Consider the following 13,136-nt stretch of genomic DNA (forward strand, 5'->3'; position numbering starts at 1 on the left):
TTCGACAGCAGGACGGCCGCCACCGCCGTCGTAGCGCCGTCCTCGCCGGCCTCGGTGTGGTCGCCGCCGGGGTCGTCGTGGCGGCCGTCCTGCTGTCGAACTCCGGGTCTCCGGACGACCGGCGCGCCGGTTCCTCCACGACGCCGACCGCCGGCGACAGTCCGTCGCCCACCGTCGAGGGCACCGCCAGGCCCCCCAGCCTGCCGCCCGGCACGCACGAGGAGGCCGGCGGCTACGCGTGGGCGACCCCCAAGGGCTGGCGCCGCAACGTGATGACGGGCGCGGAGGTCCACTACACCTCACCCGACGGCGCCCAGGAACTCGTCGCCAAGTCCTCCCTCGCCCGCGACAACCTGATGCGGACCTGGCAGCAGTCGGAGCAGAACGCCCACCAGGGCCAGGACTACCGCAAGATCCGCCTGGAGGAGACCACCTTCCGCGGCGACCCCGCCGTGGTCTGGGAGTACACCTTCACCCTCAACGGCGTGAACTGGCACGCCCGCCTCCTGGGCTTCAACCAGGAGGGACGGTCGTACCAGATCAACACCTGGTACCACAGGGCCATCGAGCCCCAGGCCCTGAAGACCTACGACAAGGTGAAGGACAGCTTCAAGATCCTCTGAGCGGGCGAGCCCCCGGCCGCCGGGGGATCAGCCCGTCCTGACCTCGTCCCGCGCTTCCACGGACGCCGCACCCGCGGCCGTGCGGTTCCCGCGCACCTTCTCCCGCACCAGCGCGACCACCAGCACGACCGCCGCCACCAGCAGGGACAGCAGCACGGTCTCCCGGCCGTCGTGTTCGGTGTCGGTCAGCATGTACCCGAGCACGAAGACGATCAACGCGGCCGTGGCCCAGGTCAGATACGGATACAGCCACATCCTCACGACCAGCTTCTCCGGCGCCTCCGCCTGGATGATCCGCCGCATCCGCAGCTGCGAGAAGCAGATCACCAGCCACACGAACAGGGCCACCGCACCACTGGAGTTGACCAGGAACAGGAACACCGAGTCCGGGAACCGGTAGTTGAAGAACACGGCCACGAAGCCGAAGACGACCGACGCGACGATCGCCGCCATCGGCACGCCCCGCGAGGTCGTCCGCGCGAACGCCTTCGGCGCGTCGCCCCGCTCGCCCAGCGAGAACGCCATCCGGGAAGCCGTGTAGAGGCCGGAGTTGAGGCAGGACAGCACCGAGGTCAGCACGATGACGTTCATGATCTGGCCCGCGTGCGCGATGCCGAGGGAGTCGAGCGCGGCGACGTACGAGCCCTTCTCCTTGATGGACGGGTCGTTCCAGGGGAGCAGCGAGACGACGACGAGGATCGAGCCCAGGTAGAAGACCGCGATACGCCAGATGATGCTGTTCGTCGACTTGGTGACCGCCCGCTGCGGGTCCTCCGACTCGCCCGCGGCCAGCGTGGCGATCTCGCTGCCCATGAAGGAGAAGACGACCAGCAGCACGCCGGTGAGGATCGCGCCGGGGCCGTGGGGCAGGAATCCGCCGTGCTCGGTGAGGTTGCCCAGGCCCGCCTTGTCGCTGTCCACGCCCGGCAGCACACCGGCCACCGCGAGCGCGCCGACCACGATGAACGCGCCGATCGCGACGACCTTGATGCCGGCGAACCAGAACTCGAACTCGCCGTAGGAACCGACCGAGACGAGGTTGGTGGCGGTCAGCACCACCATCACGATGAGCGCCCAGCCCCACTGCGGGACGGCCGGGATCCAGCCCTCGAGGATCTTGGCGCCGGCGGTGGCCTCCACCGCGAGCACCACCACCCAGAAGAACCAGTAGAGCCAGCCGATGGAGAACCCGGCCCAGCGGCCGAGCGCCCGGTCGGCGTGGGCGGAGAAGGAGCCGGAGGTCGGGTTGGCCGCGGACATCTCGCCGAGCATCCGCATCACGAGCACGACGAGCGTGCCGACGAGGGCGTACGACAGCAGGATGCCGGGTCCGGCCGTCGCGATACCGGAGCTGGAGCCGACGAAGAGGCCCGCTCCGATGACACCGCCGATGGCGATCATCGACAGATGTCGGTTCTTGAGTCCGGCCTGGAGACCAGTCATGGGGGGAATTCCTTTGCGCCGGGTGTGGGGACTTCCGTACTGCGCCACCGGGGTGACGTACGAGTCGGTCCAGTGAATCGGAGGCAAAGGGCTTGTTGAACCTCTGAATCCAGATTGTTACTTGAGCTTTCCTTGAGGTTCCATGGTCGGGTCTGGATTTCTCCTGGTCGCCACCCGGAGCTGCTGCCCGGAAACGGCCGTGTCACACTCGGAGCCATGCGCGTGTATATCGGCTCCGACCATGCCGGCTTCGAACTCAAGAACCACCTCGTCGAGTGGCTCACGTCGGCCGGCCACGACCCCGTCGACTGCGGCCCGCACATCTACGACGCCCAGGACGACTACCCGCCCTTCTGCCTCCGCGCCGCGGAGCGGACGGCCGCGGACCCCGACTCCCTCGGCATCGTGATCGGTGGCTCCGGCAACGGCGAGCAGATCGCGGCGAACAAGGTGAAGGGCGTGCGCGCGGCGCTGGCCTGGAGCGAGGAGACCGCATCCCTGGGCCGCCAGCACAACAACGCCAACGTGGTCGCGGTGGGCGGGCGCATGCACACCCAGGAGGAGGCGACGAAGTTCGTCGAGATCTTCCTGAACACGCCGTTCTCCGGCGACGAGCGCCACCAGCGCCGGATCGACATGCTCTCGGCGTACGAGACGACGGGCGAACTGCCCCCGATCCCCGCGCACCACCCGCAGCAGGACTGAGCCGAGGGCCGGAAAGGAACACCCGCCGTGCCAGAGGGGCACACGATCCACCGGCTGGCGTTGGACTACGCCGACCGCTTCTTTGGCACGGCACCCCGCGTGACCAGCCCCCAGGGCAAGTTCTCCGACGCCGCCGCACTGCTCGACGGGGCCGGGCTCACCCGTACCGAGGCCCATGGAAAGCACCTCTTCCTGGGCTTCCGCGACGCCGAATGGGTCCACATCCATCTGGGCCTGTTCGGCAAGGTCGCCTTCGGTGACGCCCCCGCGCCGCCGCCCACCGACACGGTCCGGCTGCGCCTCGCGAACGCCACCTCGTACGTGGATCTGCGCGGCCCGACCACCTGCGCGCTCATCACCGACGCCGAGAAGCGGGCGATACACGCGCGCCTCGGCCCCGACCCGCTCCGGGACGACGCCGACCCCGAGGCGGCGTACCGGCGGATCTCCCGCAGCCGTACGACGATCGCCGCGCTGCTCATGGACCAGAAGGTGATCGCCGGCGTCGGCAACGTCTACCGCGCCGAGGTCCTCTTCCGGCACCGGATCGACCCCTACCGCGCGGGCCGGGACATCACGCCCGCCGAGTGGCGGCTGATCTGGACGGACCTGGTCGAGCTGATGCACGAGGGCGTGCGCAACAACCGGATCGACACCGTCCGCCCCGAGCACACACCCGAGGCGATGGGCCGTCCGCCCCGCGTCGACGACCACGGCGGCGAGGTGTACGTCTACCGGCGGGCCACCCTGCCCTGCCACATCTGCGGCGCCGAGATCCGCACCGCCGACCTCGCCGCCCGCAACCTCTTCTGGTGCCCGACCTGCCAGACGCCGTGAACTAGAACCCGTGCGGCAGCCACGGGGACACCGTGGAGCCGAAGGCGAGTGACGCCTCGGTGAGGGCACCCTGGCGCAGTTCGCTCACCCGGCCGGCCGCGGCGAGGGCGTCCAGGCTCACGCCGCCGAGGTAGGCCGAGCCCAACTCCCGTACCGACAGGGCGAGATCGGCGGCGTCCTCGGTGCGGGCGCAGGACGCGCCCTTCGGGTCGCCGGTCAGTCGCCAACGGCCGCTGTTCCAGGGGCAGAAGGCGTCCTCTACCGCCAACACCACGTCCACCGGCGTCTGGTAGGTCCGCGCCTCCAGGGCGGCCCCGACGTCCACCAGCCGTACGTGCAGCGAGTCCCGCACCAGCAGCGAGCAGCGGCGGATGTCGGAGACCAGGTACTGCCACGGCTCGTCCACCGGCCGGCGCCGCGCGTCGATCCTCGACGTCAGGTCGATGCCGAACAGGAACCGCCACAGCGCCGCGTGCGCCGCCGGGTCCAGCGCGTCCACGTCCTGCACGACGACCGTCCCGTTGGGTCCCGCGGGCTCCCAGCCCCGCTTGACCCGGAACCGCGCGTACCCGACGACCTCCCCGTCCCGCTCGGCGAGCACGCACTGCAGCGGCGAGGCGCCGTCCCGCTCGCTCTCCGGGTCGAGCACCCACAGCCGCTCCCAGCCCGGGATCCGCGCCACCATCCCCGGCCGCCGGTCGACCAGCCGGGCGTACACGGCCTCGCAGGCGTCGAGCGCGTCGGCCGGCTCGGCGTACCGCAGCAGTACGTCATCGGTGCCCTCCGGCACGGACAGCCGTACCCGGGTGGTGTCGATCTCGGCGTTGGCGTGGAACGTCGCGACGCCGTACCCGAACCGCCCGTAGATCGCCGGTTCGGAGGCCGTCAGCACGGCCAGCGGCTCGCCCCAGGACCGTACGTCCGCCAACTGCCGCCGCATCATGGACGTCAGCACCCCGCGCCGCCGGTGCGTGGCGGCCACGCTCACCATGGTCACGCCGGCCGCGGGCACGGCGCTGCCGCCCGGCACGGTCAGCCGGAAGCGGAACGCCCCCGCCGTCCCCACGCACGTGTCACCGTCCCAGGCCCCGATCGCCCGGTCCGGCTCGGTGAGCTCCCGCCACAGCGCGCGCTCCTCGGCGGGCTCCGGAACCCCTCCGAAGGCGCGGATCAAGTTGTCGTACCACTCGTCCCAGTTCTCAGCTGCCAGCACTCGCACGTCAGTCCGCATGAACCATGCCTACCAGGGCATTGCGGGACGAGCGAGGGAATTTCGGCTTGACGCCCGCGCGACGGCTTTCGGTGAAGTTCACTGTGAAGTTGAGCCTCGGACGGGGGACAAGTGGGACCTCCCGTGCCAAGCAGCAGGTCCGATGGATAGGGTCCCGAACTAATGGCAGCAGGACGAGAGCGGCGCGCGGAGGCCGAGACGTTCACGGCCCGGTTGAGGATGCAGTGGCACCGGGTCCGCACCGGCCTGCGCAAAAGCGCCGTGGACTACTTCCGCGGGGACGGCTCGGACTGGTTCGCCCTCGCCGGACTGTTCCTCACCGTCCCGGTGATCGCGGGTGTCACCCTCGCCAACTCCGTCTGGTGCTCCCCGGCCGCCCTGGTCGTGCCGATCGTCGCCGGCGGTCTGCTGCTGCGCCCCGCCAGCCTGCTCGCCCTGTACGCGGCGGCGGCCACGGCACTGATCGTGGAGTCGGTGAAGCTGGGCCCGTACACCGAGGGCCCCTCGCGGGTCACCCCGGGCGTGGTGCTCGTCGTCGCCGCCTGTGGTTTCTTCGGACTGCTGGTCGCGCAGTTCCGCAGCCGGGTCGGCGTGCCCTGGCGGCGCGGCGGCACGATGCTGTTCGACCTGCGCGAGCGGATCCGCGTGCAGAGCAAGCTGCCGAAGCTGCCGGACGGCTGGCACCGCGAGATGGCTCTGCGGCCGGCCGGCGGTCAGTCCTTCTCCGGCGACTTCGTGGTGGCGGCCCGGACCAACGGCGGCCGCACCCTGGAGGTCGTCCTCACGGACGTCTCCGGCAAGGGCATGGACGCCGGCTCCCGCGCGCTGCTGCTCTCGGGCGCCTTCGGCGGCCTGCTGGGCTCGCTCCCGCCGCACGCCTTCCTCCCTGCCGCCAACGGCTACCTGCTCCGCCAGGACTGGGACGAGGGCTTCGCCACCTCCATCCACCTGGTCCTCGACCTCGACTCCGGCGACTACGAGCTCTATTCGGCCGGTCATCCCCCGGGCCTCCAACTGAGCGCGGGCAGCGGCCGCTGGGAGGAGAAGGCCGCCGAGGGCCCGCTGCTCGGTGTGTACGACGGCGCCCAGTTCGACCCCGTGAAGGGCTCGCTGCGCGCCGGAGACGTGTTGATGCTGTTCACGGACGGCCTGGTGGAGACCTCCGACCGGGACATCGTCGAGGGCATCGACCGCCTGACCGGAGAGGCCGACCGCTATGTCGCGGGCGGCTTCCACGGCGCCGCCTGGCACCTGATCGAGGCGGTGGCGAAGGACGTGAACGACGACCGGGCGCTGCTGCTGATCTGCCGGGAAGGCCCCACGGCGGCAGCGGCCCGCTGACCCGACGTCGGCGCCGCGGCCACGGCGGGGGTTCCCCCCGCCCGCGACAAAGGGGCTGACCGGGCAGGGGCCGTACATCCCGCCGCTGGTGTACGGGGCGTTCGGCCGGGACGATCGGCGTCCTCGGCGTCCTCGGCGCGACCCTCCCGGCCCGGGCGGCGCTGCGCGGGGAGACACTTCAGGAATGACCGAGACACCCGAAGGGCTCACCCTGGCCGAGGTGGAGGCCGTCGCCCGGGCCGCCCACGAGGGACAGACCGACAAGGCGGGCCGACCCTATGCCGAGCATCTGCGGGCCGTCGCCGAGGGGGTACGCGCGCGGGGCGGCGACGCCGAGCAGATCGCCGCCGCCTGGCTGCACGACGCCGTGGAGGACGACGCGCTGAGCGAACGGTGGCTGGAGCGGGCCGCTTTGAGCCGCCGTACGAAGGACATCGTGCTCGCGGTCACCAAGCGGGCGGGGGAGACGCCCGAGGAGTACGCCGCGCGGATCCTCGCCACGCCGGGCGCGCTGCTGGTGAAGGAGGCGGACCTGGCGCACAACGCCGACCCGGCCCGCCTCGCCCGCCTCGCCGACCCGGCCACCCGCACCCGGCTGACCGAGAAGTACGCCCGGATGCACGCACTCCTCGGCCTGGAGCAGCCCCTGACCTAGGCGTTGGCCATCTGCCGCTGCGCTGCCTTGTCGCGGTCGCGGGCCAGCTCGGCCGCGTCCCGCTTGAACGCCCACTTCATGTCGGGCTCCATCGCGAACCGGAACACCCGCCGCACCGGCGCGGTGCACAGCAGGGTGACGACGGCGCCCGCGACGAGGGTCACGAAGATCTCACCGAGCGGACCGTGCAGCCACCGGTGGTCGAACCAGCCGTAGAAGTCAGCGGCCTTCACCACGAAGCCGTGCAGCAGATAGCCGTACAGCGTGCCCGCGCCGAGCGCCGTGAACCACATCCGGCGGCGCGGCACCCAGGCGAAGAAGCAGGCGGTCAGCAGCAGAGAGCAGCCCATCAGGGCCAGCACCATGACCGGCCCGGACCACCAGGGCGCGCCCAGTTCCTCGGCGGAGTCGCGGTGGTAGAACCAGGAGGCGTTCATCCGCGGCACCGCCCACCAGCCGACCATCAGCGCGCCGGCGAAGACCGGCACCGAGAGGATCCGCACGGCGCGGGTGCGCACCAGCTGGAAGTGCTCCGGCTTCATGCACAGACCCAGCACGAAGTACGGCAGGAACTGCAGGACGCGCTGCAGGTCCAGGTCGTCACCGATGTCCGGCGACAGCGTCGCGAGCATGGCGATGGCGATGGCCAGGGGGAGCGGCCACCGGACGGTCTTCCACAGCGGGGTGGTCAGCCGCCACACGAACAGGGCGACCAGGAACCAGGTCAGGTACCAGGGATCCAGCAGGCTGACCGACATGCCCGGGTCGTGGTCGCCGTAGCGTTTGAAGAGCGAGTACGCCGTCTCGAAGACGATGTACGGCACCGCTACACCGGTGATCAGGCGGCGCAGCCGGTCGGGGCGCATGTCGAAGCTGCGGGAGAAGTAGCCGGAGATGATGATGAACGCCGGCATGTGGAAGGCGTACACGACGGTGTAGGCGGCCTCCAGGACGCGGCTGTCGCCCTTGAGCGGTTCCCAGGAGTGGCCCATGGCCACCAGCACGATCGCCAGGTACTTGGCGTTGTCGAAGAACGCGTCGCGTTGCGGTGGCGCCGGCGGGCGGGCCGGGGGGAGCGGCGTTCTGAGATGACCGGGAGACGAAGCGGCGTCGAACATCTGGGGAACCCTAGCGGCGTCTGTGGGAATTCGTAAAACCGTCCATGTCATTCCTGCATAAGGCTGCGCAGGAACCCTTCGGTTACCCGGGAATTGCTGAAACAGGCATCTCCGTCCGCTGCCCTTATGCACAGGTTAGTCCGGATTATTCAAGACAAAAAGACACAAAACGCGCCCTCTTGATGTGTCTGTGGTGACAATTCGAATTGCCTGCGAACGAGTTGTGTGGGCATGGAAACGATGCCGCGCATTTTCCTGTGTGAGTGCCCCGTCGAATTCCTGTGCGGGAGACCGGAGTTGGGGGTGTGTCGGAGGTGCGGGGAGTGGCCGCCTCCGCACAGTCCGGGCAAAGGTCGGGCACAGTGTGGCCGACGATGCCTCACCTGCCGCATACGCGGGCCTGGTTGGTGGCACGATGGTTCTGGCGGGGGTGTGCGGGCCGGGCACCCCCGGGCCGGGAGAGCGGACCGACCGAGGGTGTGATCAGTTGTGGCCATTTCACTGTCTGTGGTGCTGCTGTTGGCGATCATCCTGGTGGTGTTGATCCGGGGCGGCTCCATCAAGGCCGGACCCGCCATCGTCGCGATCCTGTTCGGCTTCTTCCTCGCGTCGACCGGCATGGCCCCCTCGATCAACCGCTTCCTCAACTCGATAGCGGAGACGATCAACTCGATCAGCTTCTGACCGTCACGAGCGGTCGGGGTGCCGGCGCGGCGCTTTCCCGCCATGCCGCCGTCCCGCGGCGACGCGCGCCCCGGCCGCCGGTTCGCCGTCGATCTTCTCCGTGACCCGGGAGGAAACGGGCACCCGGTCATCGCGCGGGACCGTACGGAAAATCCCCCCTTAACCCGGACCACCCCTCGCATTCACCTGCGAAGGGGCTGAAAGCCCTGTGTTCGGGCCCGAGTCCGTCGAGCCAAGATCACCCTGCCAAGAAGGCGGGGCGAAGGGCGTCCCGCACGACGGAAGGATTCCCTCACGTGCTGAAGAGATCCTGGGCGGCGCTGGCGGCGGGCGCGCTGACGGTCACGGCCCTGGCGGCGGCCGCGCCCTCGGCCGGCGCGGTCGACGTCTACTCGCGGGTGCAGAACTACAAGAGCGGCCGCTGTCTGTCGCTGGCCGGCGGCGGCTCCACGGCCGACGGCACCAACGCCGTCATCTACACCTGCGGCACCGGCCACGAGCAGTACTGGTTCGAGGCCACGCCCTCCGGCGAGCTGCGCAACCTCAAGAGCGGCAAGTGCCTGTCCCTGGCGGGCGGAGGCGCCACGGCCAACGGCACCGAGGTGATCCTCTGGAGCTGCAACGGCCGCTCCGAGCAGGAGTGGGACTACTCGAGCACCGGCCAGCTCTACAACATCAAGGCCGGCAAGTGCATGTCCACGGCCGGCGGCGGAGGCACCGCCAACAACACCAAGGTGATCATCTACAGCTGCCTCGGCAGCACCGAACAGGAATGGGACTGGATCGGCTGACAGTCCCCCGGAAAAACGACTCTGGCCCGGATCGGTGAGTGAACCCACTCGCCGATCCGGGCCAGAGCCATGCCAGAGCGGGCGACGGGAATCGAACCCGCGTAGCCAGTTTGGAAGACTGGGGCTCTACCATTGAGCTACGCCCGCACACAGCGCGCCGCAGGTCGGAAAGACCGCGGCACTGGAGGCATCGTAGCGGGTCGGCGCGCCCGGCCGCACACCGCATTGCCCGGCCGCCCCGCCCCCGCGCCCCCGCTCCGGAAATGCGCGGCCCCCGGCTGGGGAAATGCGGCGGCCTCACTGCCTGCGGCCATGTACCCTACGTGTCGCACCAGACGGGGTGTGGCGCAGCTTGGTAGCGCGTCCGCTTTGGGAGCGGAAGGCCGTGGGTTCAAATCCCGCCACCCCGACCACGTGATCACCGAGTGATCACCTTTGGGGCGTGTCGCCGCTGCCGTTACTATGCAAGCTGCACGCCCGTGTGTCTCTCCTCTACGAAGCAGTCCTCCGGGCGGCGAATCCGCCGGAGCCGTTCTGGCCCCGGCAGAATCCGAGAAGTCAGCCATCAAGGAGACCGAACCGTGAAGAGCGCCGTGGAGACCCTGAACCCGACCCGGGTTCGGCTCACTGTCGAGGTGCCCTTCGAGGAGCTCAAGGACAGCCTCGACGCGGCGTACAAGAAGATCAACCAGCAGGTCACGGTGAAGGGCTTCCGCAAGGGCAAGATCCCTGCCCGCGTCATCGACCAGCGGTTCGGCCGCGGTGCGGTCCTGGAGGAGGCGGTCAACGACGCGCTTCCGAAGTTCTACACCGAGGCGGTCAACGAGGCCGAGATCGACGTCCTCGGCCAGCCCGAGGTCGACATCACGGAGCTGAAGGACGGCGAGACGCTGAACTTCACCGCCGAGGTCGACGTCCGCCCGGCCCTGGAGATCCCGGACTACTCCGGCATCGAGGTCGAGGTCGACGCCGTCGAGGTCACCGACGAGGACATCGAGAAGTCGGTCGAGCAGCTCCGCGAGCGCTTCGCCTCCACCTCCCCGGTCGAGCGCGCCGCCGAGGACGGCGACGTGGTCACCATCGACCTGGAGGCCAAGGTCGACGGCGAGGTCCTCGAGGACGGCATCGCCAGCGGCGTCTCCTACACCATCGGCTCCGGCGAGCTGCTGGACGGCATCGACGACGCCGTGAAGGGCCTGGAGGCCGGTGGCGAGGCCACCTTCACCTCCGAGCTCAAGGGCGGCTCCGCGGCCGGCAAGGAGGCCGAGGTCACCGTCAAGGTCACCCAGGTCGCCGCGCGCGAACTGCCCGAGCTGGACGACGACTTCGCGCAGCTCGCCTCCGAGTTCGACACCCTCGAGGAGCTCAGGGCCGACAGCCGCAAGCGCCTGGAGAACATGAAGCAGTACGACCAGGCCACGCAGGCCCAGGAGCGCGTCCTGGAGAAGCTGCTGGAGCTCGTCGAGGTGCCCGTCCCCGAGAAGCTGCTCGAGGACGAGATCAACACCCGCAAGCACAACCTGGAGCACCACCAGCTCGGCCAGATGGGCCTCACCCTCGACAAGTACCTGGAGATCCAGGGCAAGACCGCCGAGGAGTTCGAGACCGAGACCCGCGAGGCGGCGGTCAAGGGCATCAAGACCCAGTTCGTCCTCGACGAGCTGGTCAAGCAGGAGAAGCTGAACGTCAACCAGGAGGAGCTCACCGAGCACCTCATGCGTCGCGCGGCCTCCTCCGGCATGTCCCCCGACCAGTTCGCCCAGGCCGTCGTCGAGGGCGGCCAGGTGCCGCTGCTGGTCGGCGAGGTCGCCCGCGGCAAGGCCCTCGCGGTCGTCGTCGAGGCCGCCACCGTCAAGGACACCAACGGCGAGATCGTCGACCTGGACGACGAGGAGGACGAGGCCGCCGAGGCGACCGAGGAGGCCACCGCGGAGGCGGCCACCGAGGACGCTCCGGCCGAGGACGCCGCGGCCGGGGAGAAGACCGAGGGCTGACGCCCGAGGCGCCTGGAGATGTCGTGGGGAAGGGCCCGGGGACGTGTTCCCCGGGCCCTTCCCCACATACGGCGCGGGGGCGCCCGCCGCTACGCCCCCGGCGAACACCCCCGTTACCGGGATTCCCCGGAGGGACCAGCGCGTTAGGGTCCATGAGTACGAGGGCAGGGGAGTCCCCGTTGCCCCCGGCAGTACACGTGAAGACGGCCCGGCGCCGTCGTAAGACGAGCAGGTGGATACGTGACGAATCTGATGCCCTCCGCCGCCGGCGAGCCTTCCATCGGTGGTGGCCTCGGCGACCAGGTCTACAACCGGCTGCTCAACGAGCGGATCATCTTCCTCGGCCAGCCGGTCGACGACGACATCGCGAACAAGATCACCGCACAGTTGCTGCTCCTTGCCGCGGCCGACCCCGACAAGGACATCAACCTCTACATCAACAGCCCGGGCGGCTCGATCACGGCCGGCATGGCGATCTACGACACCATGCAGTTCATCAAGAACGACGTGATGACGATCGCCATGGGCCTCGCCGCCTCCATGGGCCAGTTCCTGCTCAGCGCGGGCACCCCGGGCAAGCGGTTCGCCCTCCCGAACGCCGAGATCCTGATCCACCAGCCCTCCGCCGGTCTGGCCGGTTCTGCCTCGGACATCAAGATCCACGCCGAGCGGCTGCTGCACACCAAGAAGCGCATGGCCGAGCTCACGGCCCAGCACACCGGCCAGACCGTCGAGCAGATCACCCGCGACTCGGACCGCGACCGCTGGTTCGACCCGCAGGAGGCCAAGGAGTACGGCCTCATCGACGACGTCATCACCACGGCTGCCGGCATCCCGGGCGGCGGCGGCACCACCGGGGCCTGAGGCCCCAGGACAGCCCCCAGCCGACCGCCACAGCCCCTAGGAGACAGACAGTGAACGACTTCCCCGGCAGCGGCCTGTACGACCGCACACGCGCCGAGTACACGGGTCCCGCCGCCGAGTCCCGCTACGTGATCCCCCGCTTCGTCGAGCGCACCTCGCAGGGCATCCGCGAGTACGACCCGTACGCGAAGCTCTTCGAGGAGCGCGTGATCTTCCTCGGCGTGCAGATCGACGACGCCTCCGCCAACGACGTCATGGCGCAGCTGCTGTGCCTGGAGTCGATGGACCCCGACCGGGACATCTCGGTCTACATCAACAGCCCCGGCGGCTCCTTCACGGCGCTCACCGCGATCTACGACACGATGCAGTTCGTGAAGCCCGACATCCAGACGGTCTGCATGGGCCAGGCGGCCTCCGCCGCCGCCGTCCTGCTGGCCGCCGGTTCGCCGGGCAAGCGCATGGCGCTGCCCAACGCCCGCGTGCTGATCCACCAGCCCTACAGCGAGACGGGCCGCGGTCAGGTCTCCGACCTGGAGATCGCCGCCAACGAAATCCTCCGGATGCGCTCGCAGCTGGAGGAGATGCTGGCCAAGCACTCGACCACGCCGATCGAGAAGATCCGCGAGGACATCGAGCGCGACAAGATCCTCACGGCCGAGGACGCGCTGTCGTACGGCCTGATCGACCAGATCATCTCCACCCGGAAGATGAACAACGCGGCCGTCCGCTGACGAAGAAGCGGGCGGAAGCTGTATCGTCTGCCGCCCCTTGGCACGGTTGGTGTGCTTTGACACGCTGCACGTCACAGTGAACCGCGCCAAGGGGGGCCCGAACGGGGGGCCCGGCAAGG

12 protein-coding genes, 2 tRNA genes and 1 pseudogene are annotated in these 13,136 nt (G+C 69.6%); 11 read left to right on the forward strand and 4 right to left on the reverse strand.

Features of this window, described 5'->3' with window-relative positions:
- Nucleotides 1-623: pseudogene (locus tag GRC12_RS15640) on the forward strand (serine/threonine protein kinase); the annotation flags it as partial.
- Nucleotides 624-650: 27 nt separating this feature from the next.
- Here GRC12_RS15640 and GRC12_RS15645 read toward each other — a convergent pair.
- On the reverse strand, nt 651-2,066 hold the full coding sequence (locus GRC12_RS15645; RefSeq protein ID WP_208779853.1) for an amino acid permease: 1,416 nt from the start codon (nt 2,064-2,066) through the stop codon (nt 651-653).
- 216 nt (nt 2,067-2,282) lie between these two features.
- On the opposite strand from GRC12_RS15645, the gene GRC12_RS15650 reads away from it, so the two are divergent.
- Together GRC12_RS15650 and GRC12_RS15655 are read left to right on the forward strand one after the other, a co-directional pair.
- Nucleotides 2,283-2,771, forward strand: a complete 489-nt coding sequence (locus tag GRC12_RS15650; protein WP_208779854.1) for a ribose-5-phosphate isomerase — start codon at nt 2,283-2,285, stop codon at nt 2,769-2,771.
- A gap of 27 nt (nt 2,772-2,798) precedes the next feature.
- Nucleotides 2,799-3,608, forward strand: a complete 810-nt coding sequence (locus GRC12_RS15655) for an Fpg/Nei family DNA glycosylase (protein WP_208779855.1) — start codon at nt 2,799-2,801, stop codon at nt 3,606-3,608.
- A 1-nt stretch (nt 3,609) separates the two neighbouring features.
- Here GRC12_RS15655 and GRC12_RS15660 read toward each other — a convergent pair whose 3' ends face one another.
- The gene (locus tag GRC12_RS15660; protein WP_208779856.1) at nt 3,610-4,839 is read right to left on the reverse strand and encodes a GNAT family N-acetyltransferase; all 1,230 of its coding nucleotides are present in this window, start codon (nt 4,837-4,839) and stop codon (nt 3,610-3,612) included.
- 162 nt (nt 4,840-5,001) lie between these two features.
- Between GRC12_RS15660 and GRC12_RS15665 the strand changes: the two genes are divergently transcribed.
- Complete coding sequence (locus tag GRC12_RS15665) at nt 5,002-6,180, forward strand: PP2C family protein-serine/threonine phosphatase (RefSeq protein ID WP_208779857.1); 1,179 nt, start codon at nt 5,002-5,004, stop codon at nt 6,178-6,180.
- A gap of 184 nt (nt 6,181-6,364) precedes the next feature.
- Nucleotides 6,365-6,835: an HD domain-containing protein gene (locus GRC12_RS15670; RefSeq protein ID WP_208779858.1), complete on the forward strand. Its 471-nt coding sequence runs from the start codon at nt 6,365-6,367 to the stop codon at nt 6,833-6,835.
- On the opposite strand, the gene GRC12_RS15675 is transcribed toward GRC12_RS15670, so the two are convergent.
- Nucleotides 6,832-7,953, reverse strand: a complete 1,122-nt coding sequence (locus tag GRC12_RS15675) for an acyltransferase family protein (RefSeq protein ID WP_208779859.1) — start codon at nt 7,951-7,953, stop codon at nt 6,832-6,834. The two genes, GRC12_RS15670 and GRC12_RS15675, sit on opposite strands and share 4 nt — an antisense overlap.
- 489 nt (nt 7,954-8,442) lie before the next feature.
- Here GRC12_RS15675 and GRC12_RS15680 point away from each other — a divergent pair, with 489 nt between their 5' ends.
- Nucleotides 8,443-8,637, forward strand: a complete 195-nt coding sequence (locus GRC12_RS15680) for a hypothetical protein (protein WP_026178055.1) — start codon at nt 8,443-8,445, stop codon at nt 8,635-8,637.
- Nucleotides 8,638-8,933: 296 nt separating this feature from the next.
- Nucleotides 8,934-9,428, forward strand: coding sequence for an RICIN domain-containing protein (locus tag GRC12_RS15685; RefSeq protein WP_208779860.1), 495 nt, complete (start codon nt 8,934-8,936; stop codon nt 9,426-9,428).
- 76 nt (nt 9,429-9,504) lie between these two features.
- On the opposite strand, the gene GRC12_RS15690 is transcribed toward GRC12_RS15685, so the two are convergent.
- Nucleotides 9,505-9,575 (reverse strand) — tRNA-Gly (locus GRC12_RS15690).
- A 189-nt stretch (nt 9,576-9,764) separates the two neighbouring features.
- Here GRC12_RS15690 and GRC12_RS15695 point away from each other — a divergent pair.
- The 4 genes from GRC12_RS15695 (at nt 9,765) to GRC12_RS15710 (ending at nt 13,017) form a co-directional block, all read left to right on the forward strand.
- Nucleotides 9,765-9,841: transfer RNA gene (locus GRC12_RS15695), tRNA-Pro, on the forward strand.
- Nucleotides 9,842-10,009: 168 nt separating this feature from the next.
- Nucleotides 10,010-11,422, forward strand: a complete 1,413-nt coding sequence (gene tig / locus GRC12_RS15700; protein WP_208779861.1) for a trigger factor — start codon at nt 10,010-10,012, stop codon at nt 11,420-11,422.
- A 252-nt stretch (nt 11,423-11,674) separates the two neighbouring features.
- Nucleotides 11,675-12,286, forward strand: a complete 612-nt coding sequence (locus tag GRC12_RS15705) for an ATP-dependent Clp protease proteolytic subunit (RefSeq protein WP_208779874.1) — start codon at nt 11,675-11,677, stop codon at nt 12,284-12,286.
- A 50-nt stretch (nt 12,287-12,336) separates the two neighbouring features.
- A complete protein-coding gene (locus tag GRC12_RS15710) occupies nt 12,337-13,017 on the forward strand; it encodes an ATP-dependent Clp protease proteolytic subunit (RefSeq protein ID WP_133040990.1) in 681 nt (226 codons plus the stop codon).
- Nucleotides 13,018-13,136 lie beyond the last annotated feature (119 nt).

This window comes from Streptomyces griseorubiginosus (genome assembly GCF_017614965.1).
Classification (GTDB): domain Bacteria; phylum Actinomycetota; class Actinomycetes; order Streptomycetales; family Streptomycetaceae; genus Streptomyces; species Streptomyces griseorubiginosus_B.

Excerpts from the sequence above, each read along its gene's own strand:
- GRC12_RS15705 (WP_208779874.1), top strand. The coding sequence starts at position 11,675 with ATGCCCTCCGCCGCCGGCGAGCCTTCCATCGGTGGTGGCCTCGGCGAC.
- GRC12_RS15665 (WP_208779857.1), top strand. The coding sequence starts at position 5,002 with ATGGCAGCAGGACGAGAGCGGCGCGCGGAGGCCGAGACGTTCACGGCC.
- GRC12_RS15675 (WP_208779859.1), bottom strand. The coding sequence starts at position 7,953 with ATGTTCGACGCCGCTTCGTCTCCCGGTCATCTCAGAACGCCGCTCCCC.
- GRC12_RS15645 (WP_208779853.1), bottom strand. The coding sequence starts at position 2,066 with ATGACTGGTCTCCAGGCCGGACTCAAGAACCGACATCTGTCGATGATC.
- GRC12_RS15670 (WP_208779858.1), top strand. The coding sequence starts at position 6,365 with ATGACCGAGACACCCGAAGGGCTCACCCTGGCCGAGGTGGAGGCCGTC.
- GRC12_RS15660 (WP_208779856.1), bottom strand. The coding sequence starts at position 4,839 with ATGCGGACTGACGTGCGAGTGCTGGCAGCTGAGAACTGGGACGAGTGG.
- GRC12_RS15650 (WP_208779854.1), top strand. The coding sequence starts at position 2,283 with ATGCGCGTGTATATCGGCTCCGACCATGCCGGCTTCGAACTCAAGAAC.